Raw genomic sequence first — 19,390 nt, 5'->3', positions numbered from 1 at the left:
CCTCATGTCCAACCCGAATTCCCTTTGGGAGCGAGCTTGCTCGCGAAAGCGGTAGGTCTGTTATGTCAGTGTTGACTGACCCGGCGCCTTCGCGAGCAAGCTCGCTCCCACAAAGGTTGCTGGTGATTGCGAAAGCCCCTGTCCAGCACAAATCCCATTGTAATTTCTGGGGCTCACAAATCCTCATGTCCAACCCGAACCCTCTGTGGGAGCGAGCTTGCTCGCGAAAGCGGTAGGTCTGTTATGTCAGTGTTGACTGACCCGGCGCCTTCGCGAGCAAGCTCGCTCCCATAAAGTTTGCTGGTGATTGTGGATTCCCATGTCCAGCACAAGTCTTTGTGGGAGTGTGACGTCAGTCCAGATCGCTGGCCTGATGTCGCTCCGCAACCTGGCTCGCCTCGTCACCCCAGGTGCGGTTGACCCGCTGGCCACGCTTGACTGCCGGGCGCTCGGCGATTTCTTCTGCCCAGCGTTGCACGTGGGTGTACTCCTGGGCTGCGAGGAATTCGGCCGCCGAATACACGTTATTGCGCACCAGTTGCCCGTACCACGGCCAGACCGCGATGTCGGCGATGGTGTAGCTGTCGCCCGCCAGATAGCGGCTCTCGCCAAGGCGCCGGTCAAGCACATCGAGCTGACGCTTGGCTTCCATGGTGAAGCGGTTGATCGGGTATTCGAGCTTCTCCGGCGCATACGCGTAGAAGTGCCCGAAGCCGCCGCCCAGATAAGGCGCGGCGCCCATCTGCCAGAACAGCCAGTTCAGGGTTTCCGTGCGGCCGGCCGGGTCTTGGGGCAGGAAGGCGCCGAATTTTTCCGCCAGATACAACAGGATCGAACCGGATTCGAACACCCGAGTCGGTGGCTGTGTGCTGCGGTCGAGCAGCGCCGGAATCTTCGAGTTCGGATTGATCTCGACAAAACCGCTGGAGAACTGATCGCCCTCGTTGATGCGGATCAGCCACGCGTCGTACTCGGCCTCGGTGTGCCCCAGTGCGAGCAACTCTTCCAGCAGGATGGTCACCTTCACGCCATTGGGCGTCGCCAGCGAATACAGCTGCAGCGGATGCTTGCCCACCGGCAACGTCTTTTCATGCGTCGGCCCGGCAATCGGGCGGTTGATGCTGGCGAACTGGCCGCCGGACGGGGCTTCGTGTTTCCAGACCTTGGGCGGTAAGTAGGGCGCTTTACTCATGAAATGGGCCTCATCGTGGGTTTGCCGAGAGATACCTCGACAGGTATCAGACTCGACAGCATAAACGCTCTACCTCAGGACTGTGCAACCCCGGGAATCATCAAACACGCCGCCAGACCAATCAGCGCCGCACCAATCACCTTGTCAATGAGCCGCTGTTTTTCCAGCATCCGCCGGCGCAACCGTTCCGTGGAGAAAAACAGCGCGACCAGGCTGAACCATGCCCAGTGAGTGAACGACATGAACAGGCCATAGGCGAAGTTCATCGTCAGCGAACTGCCTGGCTCCACCACCTGGCTGTACGCCGCCACCACGAACAACATGGTTTTCGGATTCAGTGCATTGGTCAGAAAACCTGAGCAGAACACCTTCCAGGCGCGGGGTGCCGAAGCGCTCGCATCGGCAAATGTCAGCATCGATTTATTGGTAAAGGATTTGATGCCCAGATAGATCAGGTAGCCGGCGCCCAGCAGCTTCATCATCCAGAACAGCATGGGTGACTGAGTGATGATCAGCGCCACCCCGAACACCGTGTAGAACACATGAACCTGCACGCCACAGGCGATGCCCAGCGCAGCCAGCAAACCACTGCGCCGGCCGTAGGCATAACTGTTGCGAGTGACCATGGCAAAGTCCGGCCCAGGACTGATCACCGCCAGAAGGGTGATGGCGATTACCAGAAACAACTCGTTCATTCCTGCTCTCCCTGACGTTATTTGCGCTACTAAAATTCACAGATGTCGAGCTTCGATCTGTACCAACGACCAACATCGTTGATGCGAATGCTCTAGCGTCTGCGAGCGGCGCCATGATGGAGAAGTGTCTTCGGCAAAAAAAACGATTTATAGTCGCGAAAATCTGTGAGAAATCATCGCCTATATGAACCTGCCTCCCCTGGCTGCCTTTCGCTTCTTCAACACCGCCGCCCAGACCCAGAGCTTCGTCAAGGCTGCCGAGCTGCTGCACGTCACCCACGGCGCGGTCAGCCGCCAGGTGCGCTTGCTGGAGGAGGCGATCGGCGTCGAACTCTTCGAGCGGCGCAATCGGGCGATCTTTCTCAATCACGCCGGGCGCTTGCTGTTCAATGTCACCGCGCCGATGTTCGAGCAGTTGGAAAGCGCTGTTTATCGTCTGCAACGCGAAGTCCACGATGACGTGCTGGTGGTGTCCTGCGAGCCGACCATCGCCATGAAATGGCTGATCCCGCGTTTGCCTGACTTCCACAGCGCACACCCACAGTTGCAGGTGCAATTGCTGACGGCCGGCGGGCCCATCGACTTCGCTCGTTCAGGGGTGGATCTGGCGATCCGGCGCGACGATTTTCATTGGAACGAGACCGTGCATGGCGTGAGCATTTGCGAGGAGTGGATCGGCCCGGTTTGCGTGCCGGCCAGTCGTCCTGCAAGCGATCATTTGCGCGGTGCCTGCCTGCTGCACAGCAAGACGCGCCCACAGGCGTGGGACAACTGGGTGCGACAGGCCGGGATTAGCGTGGCAGAGGTCAGTCGGGTCGATTACGAGCATTTCTACCTGTGCATTCAGGCCGCGCTGGCCGGACTGGGCGTCGGTATGGCGTCGTTTCTGATGGTGCAGGACGAACTCAAGTCCGGCCAATTGATCGCGCCGTTCGGCTTCGTTCGCGACGGTTCGAGTTATTGCCTGTTATCACCGCGACCCTTCGAACAGAGTGCAAATGCCATGCTTTTTCGCGAATGGATTACCCGGCAGATGAGCGCGTGCAGTCAACGGCTCGGTGCTGATCTGAAGCGTTGAAGACAGAGCGCTGCATTCATCCGCCAGGCATGATCAACGAACTTGCATCGGCCAGCGCCTGTTCAGGTGCTCCGTCAAATAATCCATGAAAGCTCGAACCTTCGGCGTCATCGCCGCACGCTCCTGCACGCAGGCGTAGATGTCCATCGGTTCGACATAGGCGTGGCTTTCACCCGGGAGATTTTCAAACAGCGGCACCAGTTGACCGCTCTCAAGATAGGGCGTGGCGACGAATTCGGCCAGGCGCGTGATGCCCGCGCCGTGGACTGCCATTTGCGCCAGCGCATCAATGTCGTCGCTGATGGCGGTGGCATTGATCGGTGCGTCGTAGGGCTGGCCGTCGCGGATCAAACCCCAGCGCAGAAAGCGGCCATCCAGTGGATAGCGGAATGCGAGGCAGGCGTGATGCTGCAGCTCTTGCGGTGACTGCGGTACGCCGGCGCGCGTAAGGTAGGCGGGAGCGGCGCAGAAGACGAAGGGCAGGGACACGATCTTGCGCGCGACGATACCGTCCTCCAATTGCGGCTTGATCCGCAGGCTCAGATCGATGCCGTTCTGAATGTGATTGATCTTGCCGTTGGTGGTCGACAGCTCGACCAGCAGCCGCGGATGCAGTGCGGCGAAACTGGCGAGTAACGGCGCCAATACGTGACGGCCGAAGGCGCTGGTGGAGGCGATGCTCAAGCGGCCCTGCAGTTCGCTTTCGTCGCCGATGATCGCGCTTTGCGCTGACTCCAGATCAGCCGCAATACGCCGCACCTTTTCGTAATACAACGCGCCGTTTTCGGTCAGCGCCATGCTGCGGGTGGTGCGCTGCAGCAGGCGCACGCCGAGGTGGGTTTCGAGGCGATTGAGCGTCTGGCTCACGGCGGCCGCACTGACGCCCAACGTCTTGGCGGCGCCGACGATCGAGCCGGCCTCGACCACTTTGATAAAACTGGCAATCGCCGCCAACAGATTCATCCGTGTCCCGCCGTGTAGGTTTGATTCGTAAGTTGTGCTTTATAAAGTACCTGCGGCGGACCGTCTAGTTGGGGGCAGGGGGCTTTGTTAAGGTGCCGGCTCCCTGTCAATGGATGGAAAAGCCATATGAATCAAAGAACAGATACCGATGCCTTGTATCTCGGCCGACGCAAGCTTTCTGCACGGGCGACGCCGTATGTGTTTGCGCTGTACATGGCGACGATTATGGCATTCCTGATGTCGCTGGTGATCACCGCTGCCAACTCCGGGATTGATAACGACTACCTGAGTAATGCGCTGCACGCCTACAAGCTGGCGATGCCGGTGGCTTTCCTTTGCATCCTCGTGGTGCGGCCGATCGTGATCAAACTGGTGGCGATGACGGTACATCCGCATCGCTGAGATACACCTCAGAAAAACTCGTCGAGCAACTGATAAAAGGCGATTTTTCGCTGATCCGGTTGCACGCCGTAAGCCTCGAAAAATACCGGCAGCCATTGCTCGCCCAGGTTGTAGGCGATGCTGTGGGCTGCCAGTGCCAAGTCCTGAAACCGATCAGAAACACCCAGTCGCCCGCAGTCGACGAAGCCGCTGAAGCGACCGTTGTCGGCGAGCAGGTTGGGCAGACACGCGTCGCCATGGGTCACCACCAGGTCTTCGCTGTCCGGGCGCGCGGCCAGCATCTGCTCGAACACCGCTTCGGCGCTTTGGCCGAGACGCGAATCGTCAAAATCCTCTTCATCGATCAGGCCGGCCAACAGGTGCTCGCGGGCCAGGGCGATTTTCGCATCGAGGCGATGATCGAACGGGCAGTTTTTGATGTCGAGCGCATGCAAGGTGCGCAAGGCATGCGCCGCCAGCGAGACGATTTGCTGCGGTGCGAGATCCCCGCTGCTGGCGAGGTCTCGCCCCGGTACGGCAGTCATCAGCAACCAGTAACGGTCATGGGCCTCGGTGCTGTCGAGCACCCGCGCTGCCGGCACATCCTGCTCCGCCAGCCAGCGCAGGCGCTGGACTTCGCCGGGCAATTCGGCAAAGGAAATCCGTGGTTCCGATTTGACGAACAGCGGGTCTGATCCAGCGGGCGTGAGGCGGAACACGTCGGCACGGGATGCACCGATGGTTTGTTGTTCGTAGCGGATATCAGCGAAGCGTTGGCGCCATGTCGGTGGCAGATCCATTTTCATTGGTTCCTTGTGACAGTGGGCGCCAGTGCGCCTTCAAGAATTCGATAAACACTTTGACCTTGCGCGTGCTGCGCCGGTGCGCCAGGTACAGCACGTAAATCCACGGGCCGAATGCGCTTGGCTCACGCCAGTATTCGGGCATCACCTCCACCAGCTCGCCGCGCGCCAGATACGGCGCGGCGCTCCATTGCGGCAGAAACTGCAGGCCCTGGCCCTTCAGCAGGCAGGCCAGCAGGAAGTCGTAATTGTCGCTGGCCACCCGTGGATTCGGCTGGGTCAGGCGTATCCGCCGGTCCCCTTGTTTGACCCACCAGAAATGCCGGTTAAGCAACGGGTGGCGGAAGATCAGCCAGTCGTGCTGCTGATAGTTGTCCAGTGACACCTCTTTGCCCTTGCGCGCCAGATACGCCGGGCTGGCGCAGAGCACCACCTGATTCTCGACGATGGGTTGGGCGATCACCCCCGGCAGATCGATCGGGCCGTCACGCAGTGCCAGATCGTACCCGCCGTCCACCGGGTCGTCATAGCTGTCGCTCAAGTCGACTTCCAGATGCACCTGCGGATGGGCGTCGAGAAAACGGCAGCAGACTTCGTTGAGGAACGCCGGGGCAAAGGAGGGTGGCGCGGTAATGCGCAGGCCGCCGCTCAACTCGTGCTTGAGCTGTTCGACGCCTTCGCAAGCCAGTTGCAGTTGCATCAGCGCCTGCCGCGCGCCATCCAGATAAATCCGCCCGGCTTCGGTCAGCGCCATGCGTCTCGTCGTGCGGTCGAACAGGCGCGTGCCGAGCTCGTCCTCCAGCTGCGCCACGGCTTTGGTCAGGGCCGACGGGGTCTTGCCGAGCACCTCGGCGGCGCGGCTGAAATTGCCGTGTTCGGCGGTGGCGACGAACATGGTCAGGGCGCTCATCTTGTCCATTGATCTATTCCTGCTGGGCACAGAAGTTGTGCGCGAGGTGGCATTCAGTTATCGCCATGGCTTGGATAGGCTTGCTCGCAGCCTAACAAAAATAACGAGAAACCTCATGAAGCAGCTACTGACCCTGATGGTGTCATCGGCGCTGGCCTGTGCCTCGCTGGAAAGTCTGGCGTCTGCCGATCTGATCCTGCACAACGCCAAGGTCTACACCGCCGAACCCGGCCAGCCCTTGCAGCAAGCGGTGGCGGTGGAAAACGGCAAGATCCTCGCCGTGGGCACGGATGCGCAGGTGATGCGCCTGAAGACGGCCGCCACGCAAGTGATCGACCTGCACGGCAAGGTGCTGATGCCCGGCTTCATCGACTCGCATTCGCACACCATCAAGGGCGGTCTGCAGCTGTTGCAGGCGAATCTCGACGGGCAACTGCTGCCGCTCGATCAACTGGAACAACGTCTGCGCCAATGGCGCCATAACGGTAAGGCGCAGCGTGGAGAATTCCTCAGTGTCGGCGGATTGCCGTCGACTTACTGGAGCGACATTGCCGGTCTCGAACAGCGCTTCAATCAGGGCGAATGGGTGAATCAGCCGATCCTGCTGCTGGGCTGGGATCTGCACACCGGCTGGGCCAATCGGGCGATGCTCGAACGCGCTGGCGTCACGGCAGAGAAAGTTAAAACGCTCAAGGGCGAAGAGCAGGCGACCATCGGCCATCACCCCGACGGCAGCCCGGATGGCTTCCTCGTCGATGCCGGACTGTACCCGGTGCAGGCCTTGTTGCCGCCGCCGACCGCTGACACCTTGCTGGCCGCAGGGCGCGCGGCGTTGAGCTATTACAAGAGCCTGGGGATCACCGGGTGGCTGGACCCGCTCGCCAACGAAGTCCCCGGCAGTGACGTCACCAATGCCTCGCTCGGCGTGCTGCCGACCTACAAAAAACTCTCGGAAAACGGCGAACTCACCGCTCACGTCGCGGCGCTGCTGATGGCGGACTCCAAGGCTACGCCGGCCGACCTTGATGAGCTGGACAAGGTGCGTCAGCAGTTTCTCGGTGTCAGCAACCTGACCCTGCCGGGGATCAAGATCTTCGCCGACGGCGTGGCCGAAGTGCCGGCGCAGAGCGCGGCGATGCTCGAGCCGTACCGCAACTCGAAAAAAACCGGTGAACTGCTGATCGACCCGGCGCATTTCGGCGATCTGGTCAGTGCTGCCGATGCGCGCGGCTGGCTGGTGCACATCCACGCCATCGGCGACCGTGCGGTGCGTGAATCGCTTAACGGCATCGAGCAGGCGCGCAAGGATCGGCAGAGCGGCATCGCCCATTCGATCACCCACCTGCAAATGGTCAACCCCAAGGAATTCGCCCGCTTCAAGGCGCTGAATGTGATCGCCTCGATGCAGATGTTCTGGGCCGCTGCCGACGAGTCGAGCATGGATCTGGTCAAGCCTTACGTCAGCGCGATGGCCTTCATGTACACCTATCCGGCGCGTTCGCTGTTGAAGAACGGCGCGACCATCGCCGGTGCCAGTGACTGGCCGATCACCACCCCCGAACCGTGGAAGGCGATCTACCAGGCGGTCAGCCGCAAAGGCCCGAAAGGCGTGCTCAACGCCGCCGAAGACATCGATCGCCAGACCATGTTCCAGGCCTACACCCTCAACGCGGCCAAAGTGTTGCGCCTGGAAGACCGGATCGGTTCGCTGAAACCCGGCAAGCAGGCCGACATGATCGTCCTCGACCGCGATGTGTTCAGCGTAAAGCCCGAAGCCCTGCGCGACACCCAAGTGCTCAATACCTGGTTTGCCGGGCGCGAAATCTACCGCCGCAAGCCTTGACGGCCTCTCTCTGTAACGTAACCAAGGAAACCTTTTCGTGAATGTTCATTGCTTTGTCACCGACACCCGCAACCCGCAGATTCGCGGGCAACAGATTGGCGCCACCTGGGCTGCGCAGATCCGTCAGACAGTGGCGCTTTATCTGGATTTCTTCTCTCAGGTCGGCGTGCCTGAGGCACAAGTGCGGGCCATCGGCGAAGCCAGTCTGCACACCCTGCAAGGCTGGTGCCCGAGCCTTGCCGAAGAGATCGTTGCCACCGCTGAAGGGGCCGGGGTGCCGCTTTGGCAGCTCGCCAGCCTGAATGCCCGCACCGAGATTCTCGCGGTGATGCCGGCGTCCACCGAAGGCGAGTGTTCCACCGCGGTGTTTGCGCCCAACGGCGCATTGGCGCCGCGCACTATTCAGACCTGGGACTGGCACGATTCGCTGGTGCCCAACGGGTTGATCCTGCAGCTGACCACGGCCAAGGGCATGACGGTCAAGCTGTTCACCGAGTTCGGCATGCTCGGCAAGATCGGCGTCAACAGCGCCGGGCTGGGGCTGCACTTCAACATCCTGCATCACGCCAGCGACAACGGGTCGGCCGGGGTGCCGGTGCATGCGATTGCCCGGCGCATTCTCGAAGAAGCCAGCAGCGTTGAGGAGGCGATTGCGCTGGCGCGTTCGGCGCGGGTCAGTGCCTCCACGGTGCTGACCGTGTTCTCCCGCGAGGATTCGAACCCGCGTGCGGTGAGCATTGAAATGTCGCCGGCCTTCACCGCCGTGGTGCGGCCCGACGCCGACGGCTGGATCACTCACACCAACCATTTTCTCGATCCCGAACTGAGTCTGGGCGAGCGCACGCCTGATGCGTCCACGACCTACGCGCGTATTGCCCACGTCAACACCGCGCGACAAAGCATGACCAGCGGCAACCTCAGTCAGCGGGCTGACGCCATGTGTGGCGAGGCGGGCGAAGACGCGCCGATCTGCTTCCATCCGGACCTGAGCATGCCGGCGACCGAGCGTTGGGAAACCTTGCTGACCATCGGCATCGACACTGAAAACAGCGTGCTCGAATACGCCGCCGGCAACCCCAAGCAGCTGGCCCGAAACGGCTATCTGCGCTTCTGAACCGCTGCCTCCAATAAAAACAAAACGAGCATTGCACATGGCTACCGAGATTGATCGCATGAACGGTTCCCCGTCTGCGCTGAGGACGTTTTTCGTCTCCGGCATGGGCACCGCCCTGGAGTTCTATGACTTCGTGATTTACGGCACCGCCGCCGCGCTGGTGTTTCCCAAGGTGTTCTTTCCGCAGATGGACCCGCTGACCGCGACCCTGGTGGCGTTCGGTGCTTTCGGCGCCGGGTTTTTCGCCCGCCCTTTGGGCGGCATGGTGTTCGGGCATTACGGCGACAAACTCGGCCGGCAGAAAATGCTGGTGATCACGCTGCTGCTGATGGGCCTGAGCACGCTGTTGATCGGGTGCCTGCCGGACTATGCCACCCTCGGCGCGGGCGCACCGGTGTTGCTGGTGTTGCTCAGGCTGGTGCAGGGATTCGCCGCCGGTGGCGAGTGGGGCGGTGCAGCGCTGTTCGGCATCGAGTCGGCGCCGCCCGGACGACGTGGGTTGTGGGGCAGCTTCACCAGCATGGGCATCGGTATCGGCGGGATTCTCGGTGCCGGGGTGTTTGCCATCGTCAGCGTCGCGGCGCACGATGACCTGGCCGGATTCGCCTGGCGCATTCCGTTCTGGCTCGGCGGTGTGCTGGTGCTGATTGGTCTGTATGCGCGCTTGCAGAAACCCCTCGAACAGCCGGCTGAACCGCAGGCACCGGTGCGCATGCCATTGCTCGAAGCATTACGCGCACGGCCCCGAGCCATGCTGCTGTGCACCGGTATCGCTTTCGGCTACGTGACCATCGCCTACATCGGCAGCACGTTCTTTCTGTCATACGCCACGCAACTGGGTTACGGCAGTACCGACGCGCTGATTTTCGATTTGTCGCTGTCGATCGCCATCGTCATCACCGCGCCGTTGTTTGCCTTGCTGTCCGATCGCATCGGCCGTCGCAAGGTAATGGTCCTCGGCGCGGTGATCATGGCCCTTGGATTCTTCGCATTCTTCCCGCTGATCGGCCTCAAGAGCCTGCTGGTTTCCACCGCTGCGTACATCGTCATCGGTGCGTTCATGGGCGCGACGCAAGGGCCGATTCCGGCGTTCCTCGCCGAGCAGTTTCCCCGGCACATGCGCTATTCGGGAATGTCGGCGGCCTATCAGATCGGCGCGGCGCTGGGCGGCGGGACGGCATCCAGTGCGGCCACGGCGATCCTGATCGCCAACAACCACAACGCGTTCGGGGTGGCGGTTTACGGCGCGATTGCGCTGGGCATCGTCGCGTTGTGTTCGTTGCTGCTCAAAGAAACGGCGCACCTGAGCCTTGAACAGATCGACGAGTCCGATTGGCCTTCACCCATGCCCGCTGCCGGTTGAACCATTCGACTCTGTAGGAGCTGCTCGGCAATAAAAACAATCGAAACTTCGCGCGCGTCCCGACTGTCCAGACCCTTGTACCGCCCGGCGGCTAATCCGCCGGGACGGCTTCATGCATCGGTGACAGGCGAGGAACGAGATGACGACGACAGTGGGAGATTTTCTGGTTGAGCGGCTCAGCCAATGGGGCGTCACGCGGATTTTTGGTTATCCGGGAGACGGCATCAATGGCGTGTTCGGCGCGCTCGCCCGAGCCAATGGCAAGATCGAATTCGTTCAGGCCCGTCACGAAGAAATGGCCGCCTTCATGGCCTCGGCCCACGCCAAGTTCACAGGCGAGCTGGGTGTGTGCATCGCCACTTCGGGGCCGGGTGCTTCGCACCTGATCACCGGGTTGTACGACGCCCGCATGGATCACCAACCGGTGTTGGCGATTGTCGGCCAGCAGGCGCGGACGGCGCTCGGCAGTCACTATCAGCAGGAACTGGATCTGGTCTCGATGTTCAAGGATGTCGCCGGGGCTTTTGTGCAGCAGGCGTCGGCGCCATCGCAAGTGCGGCATTTGCTTGATCGCGCCGTGCGCACGGCGGTTGGCGAGCGGCGGGTGACCGCGATCATCCTGCCCAATGACCTGCAGGATCTCGAGTACGAGCCACCAGCCCGGGCGCACGGCACCGCGCACTCTGGCGTCGGTTACACCAAGCCGAAAGTGCTGCCCTACGAGGCCGATCTGCAGCGCGCCGCTGATGTGCTGAACAGCGGTGAAAAGGTTGCGATTCTGGTGGGCGCCGGCGCGTTGCAGGCGACGGATGAAGTGATCGCCATCGCGGAAAAACTCGGTGCTGGCGTCGCCAAGGCGTTGCTCGGCAAGGCCGCGCTACCGGACGATTTGCCGTGGGTCACCGGCAGTATCGGCCTGCTGGGCACCGAACCGAGCTACAAGATGATGAACGAATGCGACACCTTGCTGATGATCGGTTCGGGTTTCCCGTATGCCGAATTTCTGCCCAAGGAAGGTCAGGCGCGGGGCGTGCAGATCGACCTGCAACCGGACATGCTCAGCCTGCGTTATCCGATGGAGGTCAACCTGGTTGGCGACTCCGCGGAAACCCTCGCCGCGCTGCTGCCGTTGCTCGAACAGAAAACCTCGCACAAGTGGCGCAAGAAAATCGAAGGCTGGCGCAGCACCTGGGAAAAGACCCTGGAAAAACGCGCCATGTCCAAGGCCGATCCGATCAATCCGCAGCGGGTGGTGTACGAGCTGTCACCGCGCCTGCCGGATCAGGCGATCATTACCAGTGACTCGGGTTCGTGCGCCAACTGGTACGCCCGTGACCTGAAGATCCGTCGTGGCATGCAATGTTCGCTGTCCGGTGGCCTGGCCTCGATGGGCGCTGCCGTGCCATATGCGATCGCCGCCAAGTTCGCCCATCCCGAGCGCGCGGTGATTGCGCTGGTGGGTGACGGCGCGATGCAAATGAACAACATGGCCGAGCTGATCACTGTCGCCAAATACTGGCGTCAGTGGGACAGCCCGAAGTGGATCTGCGCGGTGTTCAACAACGAGGACCTGAATCAGGTCACCTGGGAACAGCGGGTGATGGAGGGCGATCCGAAGTTCGAAGCGTCGCAAAGCATCCCCGATGTGCCGTATCACTTGTTCGCCATTTCCATCGGCCTGAAAGGGATTTTCGTCGACCGCGAAGAAGACGTCGCCGCTGCCTGGGAGCAGGCACTGGCCTCGGACGTACCGGTGCTGATCGAGTTCAAGACCGATCCCAACGTGCCGCCGTTGCCACCGCACATCAAGCTCGAACAGGCGAAGAAATTCGCCACGACCCTGCTCAAGGGCGACCCGGACGAGGCGGGGGTGATCGTGCAAGCCGCCAAGCAGGTGCTGGCCAGCGTCCTGCCCGGCAAAAAATAATCGTGTAGGCGCTTCGTCGCGCTCCAAATCTGTGAGCGCCGCTGAACCCTGTGGGAGTGAGCTTGCTCGCGAAAGCGTTGTGTCAGGCACAGCGTTTGTGGATGTATCGACGCCTTCGCTGGCAAGCCAGCTCCCACAGGTATTTCGCCGTGCACCAAAGCTGTGAGCACCGCTGAACCCTGTGGGAGCGAGCTTGCTCGCGAAAACGTTGTGTCAGGCACAGCGTTTGTGGATGTATCGACGCCTTCGCTGGCAAGACCAGCTCCCACAGGTATTTCGCCGTGCACCAAAGCTGTGAGCGCCGCTGAACCCTGTGGGAGCGAGCTTGCTCGCGAAAGCGTTGTGTCAGGCACAGCGTTTGTGGATGTATCGACGCCTTCGCTGGCAAGCCAGCTCCCACAGGTATTTCGTTGTGCCTGAAATCTGTGAACGAGACCGTGGAGATTTTCATGCGTGAAGCGGCGAAGGTGCTTTTTTGATGTTCATCGGTTGCGCAGGCTGGAGTCTGGGGCGTGAGTATTGGCCAGAGTTTCCGGCCGAGGGCACGCATCTGCAGCGTTATGCGGCGCGGTTCGACTGCGTGGAAATCAACAGCTCGTTCTATCGTCCGCATCGGCGTCAGACTTATGCGCGCTGGGCGGATTCGGTGCCGCCGGATTTTCGTTTTTCGGTGAAGGTGCCGAAGTTGATCACCCATGAGTTGCGCTTGCGCGACAGTGATCAGGCGCTGGATGAATTTCTCGGGCAGTGCGAGGGACTGGCTGATCGGCTGGGATGTTTGCTGGTGCAACTGCCGCCGTCGCTTGTGTTTGAGCCGGCAAGCGCAGAGGCGTTTTTCGTGGCGTTGCGCCAACGCTTCGCCGGAGACGTGGTGTTTGAACCACGGCATGAATCGTGGGTGGCGGCTGCGCCGATGTTGCAGGCGTATAGGATTGCCCAGGTCGTGGTCGATCCGTCGCGGATCAGTACCGACGGTTCGGCGCAGGGCTGGCCGGGTGTGCGCTATTGGCGGCTGCACGGCTCACCACGGATTTATCACAGTGCTTATGAGTTGCCTTGTCTGCAACGGCTGGCGCAGGACATGAAGGCCTGCGCTGCGGAGGGGGCCAGCGTCTGGTGCATCTTCGACAACACCGCCAGTGGCGCCGCGTTGGGCAACGCGATGACACTGGCGGCGCTTGTCCAGACCTGACTCAGGCCGACAAGTGCTCGTACAGAATGGTCGCGCCGACGATCATCAGCACCACGCCACCGACGATTTCCGCACGCTTGCCGACCACCGCACCGAGCACCCGGCCGAGCATCACGCCGATGGTCACCATGGTCATGGTTGCCACGCCGATGGCCGCTGCCGCCACCCAGATATTCACGTCGACAAACGCCAGACCGACGCCGACCGCGAGGGCGTCAATGCTGGTGGCGAACGCGGTGACCGCCAGAATCAGGAACGAGTGCTGGCCGGGTTTTTCTTCTTCCTCGTCTTCGTGCTTCAGACCGTTGTAGATCATGTGCAGACCGAGGATCAGCAGCAGGGTGAAGGCGATCCAGTGGTCCCATTCGGCGACCCAGCGGGTGGCGGCCTGGCCGATCAGCCAGCCGATGATCGGGGTGATGGCTTCGATCACGCCGAAGATCAGGCCGGTGCGCAGGGCTTCGCTCAGACGTGGTTTGTGCAGGCTGGAGCCTTTGCCGATGGACGCGGCGAACGCGTCCGTGGACATGGCCAGAGCGAGGAATATGAGGGAAACAGGATTCACGGGGGCACACTTCCAGTCGGGCTATGAGTCAACGACACAACCACACGCCCGACGTTAGGCATGGATGTGTCGTCGGTCTCACCAACCAAAAGGTGTTCGTACCACGGCGTGTTGCCGAGAATGTTGATACGAACGCTTCCGAGGGACTCGGAAGCAGGCTACTCCCCAACGAGGCTGCGAATCTTATTGGGGCAAACATGAAAATTTTGTCAAAAGCATCGAGACGATCGATCAACACAAGACCCTGTGGCGAGGGAGCTTGCTCCCGCGGGGTCGCGAAGCGGCCCTTCTTTTGTCGAACAGCAGAAGGCCTGCTGCGCAGTCCAGCGGGAGCAAGCTCCCTCGCCACAGATATCTTCACACGGAGTTACGCTCGAACTTGTCAGCTCAGCGCTCCTCATTGATCCGCAACTGCGCGCACAACCCGCCCTGCGGCCGGTTGTACAGCTGCAACGAGCTGCCGATCTTGCTGACGATCATCTGCACGATCGCCAGCCCCAGTCCGGCGCCGTTACTGTGGCCATGGCTGTAGAAACGCTCGAACAGCCGCGCGTATTCGTGCTCGTTGATACCGGGGCCGGCGTCTTCGACGCTGATATACACCGCGCCGCCCGCCTGCGGTTGCACCAGAACCCGTACCTCGCTGCCCGGCGGGGCGAAATTCAGGGCATTGGTTACCAGGTTCTGCAAGGCGATGGCGAGGGCCACCGGGTCGGTGTCGACCGGGCAGTGGTGGTCGCTGTCGAGGATCAGTTCGACGTCTTTTTCCATGGCCAGCGGTGCCAGTTCGGCGAGTTCTTCGCGCACCAGTTCGGTCAGCTCCACGCTGCGGGTTTCGGGGTTGGCCAGGTGCGGCTCGATGCGCGCCATGGTCAGTAACTGACTGGCGATGCGCGTCGCCCGATCCACCGCGCTGACCAGATATTCCAGCGCCTCTTCGCGTTGTTGCGGGGTCGCCGCCAGTTGCGCGTTTTGCGCGTGGATGCGCAGAATCGCCAGCGGTGTGCGCAGCTCATGGGCCGCGTCGGCAATGAAGCGCCGCTCACGCGCCAGCAGATTGTCGATCTGTTGCAGCAGACGATTGAGCGCGGTTTGCATCGGCTCCAGATCGTGGGGCAGGGGGCTGAGGTGCAGCGGTTTCAATGTCTCGGTGTCACGGCCGCGAATGCTCTGCGCCATGGCGCGCAACGGTTGCAGGCCCCAGCCGATGGTCAGCCAGATCAGCGCGGCCAGCAGCGGGACGCCGATCAGGCTCGGCCAGACGGTGTGGCCGACGATGCGCTCGATCAGGTCCTGACGGATGTCGTCGCGCTCGCCGACCCAGATCAGCAATCCTTGCTGCGAATCCTTGAGCAGAAACGCGCACCAGTCGCGGCCATTCTCCATCAGGTCGTGGGAGCCGAGGGTAGTGGGCGGTGCGGCAAGTTCCGGCGCTTCGGCCGAGCGCACCAGCAATTGCCCGTCGCTGCGCCAGACCTGAAAGGTCAGGCGGGTTTCGTAAGGGTGGGCGGGCTCGCCGTCGCCAACCCGGCTCATGGCTTCATCGAAGGCCTGATAGAGCCGGCTCCAGTCGTTGTCGCCCGGCGCGCGCTGGGCCAGCACGCCTTGCAGCAGGCGTGCGCTTTGCGCCAGTTGGGCATCGTAGACTTCTTCGATTTCATGGTGACTGTCGCGCAGCACCAGCCAACTGATCAGCAGGTCGCCGATCAATACCAGAATCAGCACCGGCACCAGAATCCGCGCACGGATGGAAATCATGGTTTGAGCTCCAGCACATAACCGACGCCGCGCACGGTGCGGATCAACTCGCTTGCGAGTTTTTTGCGCAGGTTGTGGATCAGCACTTCGAGGGTGTTGCTCTCGACCCGATCCTGCCAGCCATACAGCGCTCGCGACAGGCGTTCGCGGGTGACGACCTTGCCCGGGCGGGCCATCAGTTGATGCAGCAGTTGATACTCCATCGGCGTCACCACCACGTCGGTGCCGTGCCAGGTGACCTGCTGCGTGACCGGATCAAGGCACACGCCGGCATGCTCGAGCACCGGTTGCGCACGGCCCTGACTGCGGCGCAGCAACGCGCGAATCCGCGCTTTCAGTTCATCGACGTCGAACGGTTTGATCAGGTAGTCGTCGGCGCCGGCGTCCAACCCGGCGATACGTTCGGCGGTGCCGTCGCGGGCGGTGAGGATCAGCACCGGCAAGTCCTGCTGCTCGCCACGCAAGCGTTGCAGCAGCGCGAGGCCGTCGAGCCGTGGCAGGCCGAGGTCGAGCAGCAGCAAGTCGAAGCTTTCACTGCGCAGGGCGTGCAGGGCGCTGGCCCCGTCCTGCAACCAGTCGAGCGTATAGCCTTCGCTGCCGAGGGCAACGCGAATGCCTTGACCGAGGGCGCGATCATCTTCGACCAGCAATAGGCGCATAGCGGATTCTCTTGAGGAAACACGGCGGTTGACCGGCGGCATCATGCCGCTGTGCAGCCAGCTGTGGCAGCTGACCCGACGGGAAAGATGTAACGACTCGTTGCCAACTAAGCTTCGACTAAGGTTGCATTTGCACAGTGAGGCCTTCCTCATCGAGCGAGAGTGTTTCCATGCGCAAACTTCTGCTGTTGTCCCTCATCGTTGCCAGCCCGCTGGCCGTCGCCGGCCCGCAATGCACCACCGCCGAACGCTCGCAGTGGCAAGACCAGAAAGCCTTTCAGGAGCAGCTCAAGGCTCAGGGCTACGAGATCAGCAAGTTCAAGGTTACCGACGGCAACTGCTACGAGATCTACGGTTTCGACAAGGACAAGCGCAAGGTCGAGATCTACCACGATCCGGTCAGCGGCAAAGCGGTGAAAACCGAGATCAAGGGCTGATGCCGAGCGCGTCCGTGCGCCTGTGGGACCCCGTGGTGCGACTGTTTCATCTGTCCATCGCGGGCGTCTTTGTCGCCAATTACTTCTTCAATGAAGCCGGTGACGCCTGGCATGTCTGGCTCGGCTATTACGCCATGGGCTGGCTGCTGGTGCGGCTGGTGTGGGGCTTTGTCGGGCCGCGCAGTGCGCGTTGGGCGGATTTCTGGCCGACGCCGACGCGGCTGGTCGCCCATGCGCGCTCGCTGATTCGCGGACGGCCCGAGCATCGTCTCGGGCATTCGCCGATGGGTGCGCTGGTGATGCTGTTGATGTTGCTCGCGATGTTCATTGCCGGTGTGAGCGGCTGGGCCATGGAAGAGGTCGACGCCCTGTGGGGCGCGGACTGGCCGTTGCAGGTGCACGAAACCGCTACCGACATCTTGCTGGTGCTGGTCTGCCTGCACATCGCCGCCGCGCTGTTCGAAAGTTTTCTGCTGCGCGACAACTTGCCGTTGTCGATGCTCACCGGACGCCGACGGCGCTTGCCGGACGATCCGCCGCGCTGACGGGGATGTTTTGTCGATTGCCCTCCATCCTGTTTTTGCCGTGAGTCCACTATGCGTGCGCTTCCCGATCGCTTGAAATTTGCCCTCGGCGGACTGGCCGTGAGCCTGGTTTTCTTTGGTGCCTGGCGCAGTCATCCGGCGCATATGCTGGCGCCGTTTGCCGTGGCGGCACCGCCGGTCGATGCCTCGCTGCAGGCACCGGAGCCGCTGTACAGCAGTCGTTTCGTCTCCTCGCAATTGAATGATTTCGTGCACTCCTCGTCGGTGACCGCACTGCCGGGCGGCGACCTGATGGCGGTGTGGTTCGCCGGCTCCCGCGAGGGCGCTGCCGACGTGCAGATCCGTACCGCCCGCTTTGACGCCAACACCGCGGAGTGGGGCGCCGAGCAGGTGCTGGCCACCCGCGAATCGACCCGCGACGGCACCCGCCGCTACATTCGCAAACTGGGCAACCCGGTGATCGCCCTCGCGCCGGATCAACGTCTGTGGATGTTCTATGTTTCGGTGTCTGTGGGCGGCTGGGCCACCAGTGCGATCAACCTGATGGTCTCGGATGATTTCGGGCGCAACTGGTCGGTGCCACGGCAGTTGATCACTTCGCCGTTTTTCAATATCAGTACGCTGGTGCGCGCCGCGCCGGTGTTCCATGCCGACGGCTCGATCGGTCTGCCGGTGTATCACGAGTTCATGGGCAAATTTGCCGAGTACCTGTACTTGAGCGCGGACGGCGCGGTGATCGACAAATTCCGTATCAGCCGTGGCAAGCATTCGTTGCAGCCGACCATTGTGCCGCTGGACGGAAAACGTGCCGTGGCCATGCTGCGTTATGCCGGCGACACCCATCATCGAGTGCTGGCCAGCCGCACCGAGGACGCCGGGCAGACGTGGAGCGAGCCGTATCCGCTGGAGCCGGCCAATCCCAATTCATCGCTCGCGGCGGTCGGCACCGGTGACAACGGTCTGCTGGTGGCGCTCAATGACCTGCAGGACGGGCGCTTCAAGCTCAGCCTCTACGGCACTGATGCCAACCTGAGCAACTGGCGCAACGTGATCGAACTCGATCAGTCGCCCGATCCGCTCGGCCAGCCGTTCGCTCCCGAAGCCTACAGGGCGATCATCGGCGAAGGCTTTCGCGCTTCCAGTGGTGCCCGGCGCTTGCCGCTGGAACAGCGCTTTCTGAGCAATCTGGATTACCGGGTGTGCAAGCCGCAGGGTTGTGATTTCGAGTACGAATACCCGTACTTCAGTCGCGACAGCGATGGCCTCTATCACCTGGTGTATTCGTGGAATAACACCTTCATCAAACATGTCAGCTTCAATGAAGCGTGGCTGGCGGAGCGCCTGTGATGCTGTCTCTCTGGCAAGCCCATTTGACCTTTATCCTGCTCGGTTTTGTCCTGCTCGGCTCGTTGCAATGCACGCAACGCTGGCGCCCGTGGCTGTTGCCGCTGCTGGCGCTGGTCAGCTTCGTGCCAATCAACGAACTGCCTTTGGCGGCGTACGTGCGCAGCTTCACCGATGATCTGGCGATCACCACGCTGGTGTTGCTCGGCTGGGCCAGTCTGGTCCGGCTGGGCGTGGTCGAGCGGCAGACATTGTCGGCACGGGTGCAGATGCTGGTGCTGTTCACCGTGCTGGCCGCGCTGTTGTACCCGGCGACGATGGGCCTGACGTATGTCGATCCGTACCGCTGGGGCTTCAACCCACAGCCGATGATCGTCTGTATCGGCCTGCTGGCACTGGCGCTGTTGTGGCTGCGCAATACGCTGGCAGTGTCGATGATCGCTTTGGGCACGCTGGCGTTCGCCTTGCGTCTCAAGGCCTCGGAAAACTATTGGGATTACCTGATCGATCCGCTGCTGCTGGGTTACTGCCTGGTCGCCGCTGCGGCGCTGTGTATCCGTGAGGTCTGGCGTCTGCTGCGAGCCGCAACGGCAAGCACGACATCTTCTATTTGAACCAACG

Annotated in this window: 19 protein-coding genes and 1 riboswitch; of the genes, 11 read left to right on the top strand and 8 right to left on the bottom strand. The window is 61.7% G+C overall.

The genetic code is table 11. The features are described from left to right. Window positions 1–352: 352 nt before the first annotated feature. Together yghU and PMI25_RS14400 are read right to left on the bottom strand one after the other, a co-directional pair. Entirely contained in the window at window positions 353–1,192 is an 840-nt protein-coding gene (gene yghU / locus PMI25_RS14405) for a glutathione-dependent disulfide-bond oxidoreductase (protein WP_007960499.1), read from the bottom strand. A 74-nt stretch (window positions 1,193–1,266) separates the two neighbouring features. Beyond that, the gene (locus PMI25_RS14400; RefSeq protein ID WP_007960497.1) at window positions 1,267–1,887 is read right to left on the bottom strand and encodes a LysE family translocator; all 621 of its coding nucleotides are present in this window, start codon (window positions 1,885–1,887) and stop codon (window positions 1,267–1,269) included. Between the two features lie 184 nt (window positions 1,888–2,071). Here PMI25_RS14400 and PMI25_RS14395 point away from each other — a divergent pair, with 184 nt between their 5' ends. Continuing rightward, complete coding sequence (locus tag PMI25_RS14395; protein WP_007960494.1) at window positions 2,072–2,965, top strand: LysR substrate-binding domain-containing protein; 894 nt, start codon at window positions 2,072–2,074, stop codon at window positions 2,963–2,965. Between the two features lie 33 nt (window positions 2,966–2,998). Here PMI25_RS14395 and PMI25_RS14390 read toward each other — a convergent pair whose 3' ends face one another. Further along, the gene (locus tag PMI25_RS14390; RefSeq protein WP_007960492.1) at window positions 2,999–3,928 is read right to left on the bottom strand and encodes a LysR family transcriptional regulator; all 930 of its coding nucleotides are present in this window, start codon (window positions 3,926–3,928) and stop codon (window positions 2,999–3,001) included. Between the two features lie 126 nt (window positions 3,929–4,054). On the opposite strand from PMI25_RS14390, the gene PMI25_RS14385 reads away from it, so the two are divergent. Further along, on the top strand, window positions 4,055–4,330 hold the full coding sequence (locus tag PMI25_RS14385) for a DUF2798 domain-containing protein (protein ID WP_007960490.1): 276 nt from the start codon (window positions 4,055–4,057) through the stop codon (window positions 4,328–4,330). Window positions 4,331–4,338: 8 nt separating this feature from the next. On the opposite strand, the gene PMI25_RS14380 is transcribed toward PMI25_RS14385, so the two are convergent. Beyond that, complete coding sequence (locus tag PMI25_RS14380; protein ID WP_007960488.1) at window positions 4,339–5,109, bottom strand: APH(3')-II family aminoglycoside O-phosphotransferase; 771 nt, start codon at window positions 5,107–5,109, stop codon at window positions 4,339–4,341. Continuing rightward, a complete protein-coding gene (locus PMI25_RS14375; protein WP_007960483.1) occupies window positions 5,072–6,031 on the bottom strand; it encodes a LysR family transcriptional regulator in 960 nt (319 codons plus the stop codon). Before PMI25_RS14375 ends, PMI25_RS14380 begins: the two co-directional genes overlap by 38 nt. Before the next feature lie 106 nt (window positions 6,032–6,137). Here PMI25_RS14375 and PMI25_RS14370 point away from each other — a divergent pair, with 106 nt between their 5' ends. The 5 genes from PMI25_RS14370 to PMI25_RS14350 all read left to right on the top strand — a co-directional run bounded on the left by PMI25_RS14370 (window position 6,138) and on the right by PMI25_RS14350 (window position 13,461). Beyond that, on the top strand, window positions 6,138–7,865 hold the full coding sequence (locus PMI25_RS14370) for an amidohydrolase (protein ID WP_007960481.1): 1,728 nt from the start codon (window positions 6,138–6,140) through the stop codon (window positions 7,863–7,865). Window positions 7,866–7,902: 37 nt separating this feature from the next. Continuing rightward, window positions 7,903–8,979, top strand: coding sequence for a C45 family autoproteolytic acyltransferase/hydolase (locus tag PMI25_RS14365; protein ID WP_007960479.1), 1,077 nt, complete (start codon window positions 7,903–7,905; stop codon window positions 8,977–8,979). A 37-nt stretch (window positions 8,980–9,016) separates the two neighbouring features. After that, window positions 9,017–10,342, top strand: a complete 1,326-nt coding sequence (locus PMI25_RS14360) for an MFS transporter (RefSeq protein WP_007960476.1) — start codon at window positions 9,017–9,019, stop codon at window positions 10,340–10,342. Window positions 10,343–10,481: 139 nt separating this feature from the next. Then, window positions 10,482–12,269, top strand: coding sequence for a thiamine pyrophosphate-requiring protein (locus tag PMI25_RS14355; RefSeq protein ID WP_007960474.1), 1,788 nt, complete (start codon window positions 10,482–10,484; stop codon window positions 12,267–12,269). A gap of 478 nt (window positions 12,270–12,747) precedes the next feature. Then, on the top strand, window positions 12,748–13,461 hold the full coding sequence (locus tag PMI25_RS14350; RefSeq protein ID WP_007960473.1) for a DUF72 domain-containing protein: 714 nt from the start codon (window positions 12,748–12,750) through the stop codon (window positions 13,459–13,461). Between the two features lies 1 nt (window position 13,462). Here the strand turns inward: PMI25_RS14350 and mntP are convergent, their stop codons facing one another. From mntP to PMI25_RS14335, 3 genes are all read right to left on the bottom strand, one after another. Next, window positions 13,463–14,026, bottom strand: a complete 564-nt coding sequence (gene mntP, locus PMI25_RS14345; RefSeq protein WP_045122064.1) for a manganese efflux pump MntP — start codon at window positions 14,024–14,026, stop codon at window positions 13,463–13,465. An 8-nt stretch (window positions 14,027–14,034) separates the two neighbouring features. Next, window positions 14,035–14,205, bottom strand: a riboswitch (yybP-ykoY riboswitch). A 208-nt stretch (window positions 14,206–14,413) separates the two neighbouring features. Beyond that, the gene (locus PMI25_RS14340; RefSeq protein WP_007960470.1) at window positions 14,414–15,784 is read right to left on the bottom strand and encodes an ATP-binding protein; all 1,371 of its coding nucleotides are present in this window, start codon (window positions 15,782–15,784) and stop codon (window positions 14,414–14,416) included. Further along, window positions 15,781–16,443 (bottom strand): response regulator, encoded by a 663-nt coding sequence (locus PMI25_RS14335; RefSeq protein WP_007960467.1) that lies wholly within the window; start codon window positions 16,441–16,443, stop codon window positions 15,781–15,783. Before PMI25_RS14335 ends, PMI25_RS14340 begins: the two co-directional genes overlap by 4 nt. A 170-nt stretch (window positions 16,444–16,613) precedes the next feature. Here PMI25_RS14335 and PMI25_RS14330 point away from each other — a divergent pair, with 170 nt between their 5' ends. Genes PMI25_RS14330 through PMI25_RS14315 form a run of 4 tightly spaced genes read left to right on the top strand, consistent with a single transcriptional unit; the run spans window position 16,614 to window position 19,383 of the window. After that, entirely contained in the window at window positions 16,614–16,880 is a 267-nt protein-coding gene (locus tag PMI25_RS14330) for a PepSY domain-containing protein (RefSeq protein WP_007960465.1), read from the top strand. Continuing rightward, window positions 16,880–17,425: a cytochrome b/b6 domain-containing protein gene (locus PMI25_RS14325; protein ID WP_007960464.1), complete on the top strand. Its 546-nt coding sequence runs from the start codon at window positions 16,880–16,882 to the stop codon at window positions 17,423–17,425. Before PMI25_RS14330 ends, PMI25_RS14325 begins: the two co-directional genes overlap by 1 nt. A 51-nt stretch (window positions 17,426–17,476) precedes the next feature. Then, window positions 17,477–18,772 carry a sialidase family protein gene (locus PMI25_RS14320; protein WP_007960463.1) on the top strand — a complete coding sequence of 432 codons (1,296 nt, stop codon included), beginning with the start codon at window positions 17,477–17,479 and terminating at the stop codon, window positions 18,770–18,772. Next, window positions 18,772–19,383, top strand: a complete 612-nt coding sequence (locus PMI25_RS14315; RefSeq protein ID WP_007960462.1) for a hypothetical protein — start codon at window positions 18,772–18,774, stop codon at window positions 19,381–19,383. Before PMI25_RS14320 ends, PMI25_RS14315 begins: the two co-directional genes overlap by 1 nt. Window positions 19,384–19,390 lie beyond the last annotated feature (7 nt).

It is taken from the genome of Pseudomonas sp. GM30, assembly GCF_000282275.2.
GTDB lineage: Bacteria > Pseudomonadota > Gammaproteobacteria > Pseudomonadales > Pseudomonadaceae > Aquipseudomonas.
Note: the sequence above shows the minus strand (reverse complement) of the source record. Positions and strands in the feature narration are given on the sequence as shown.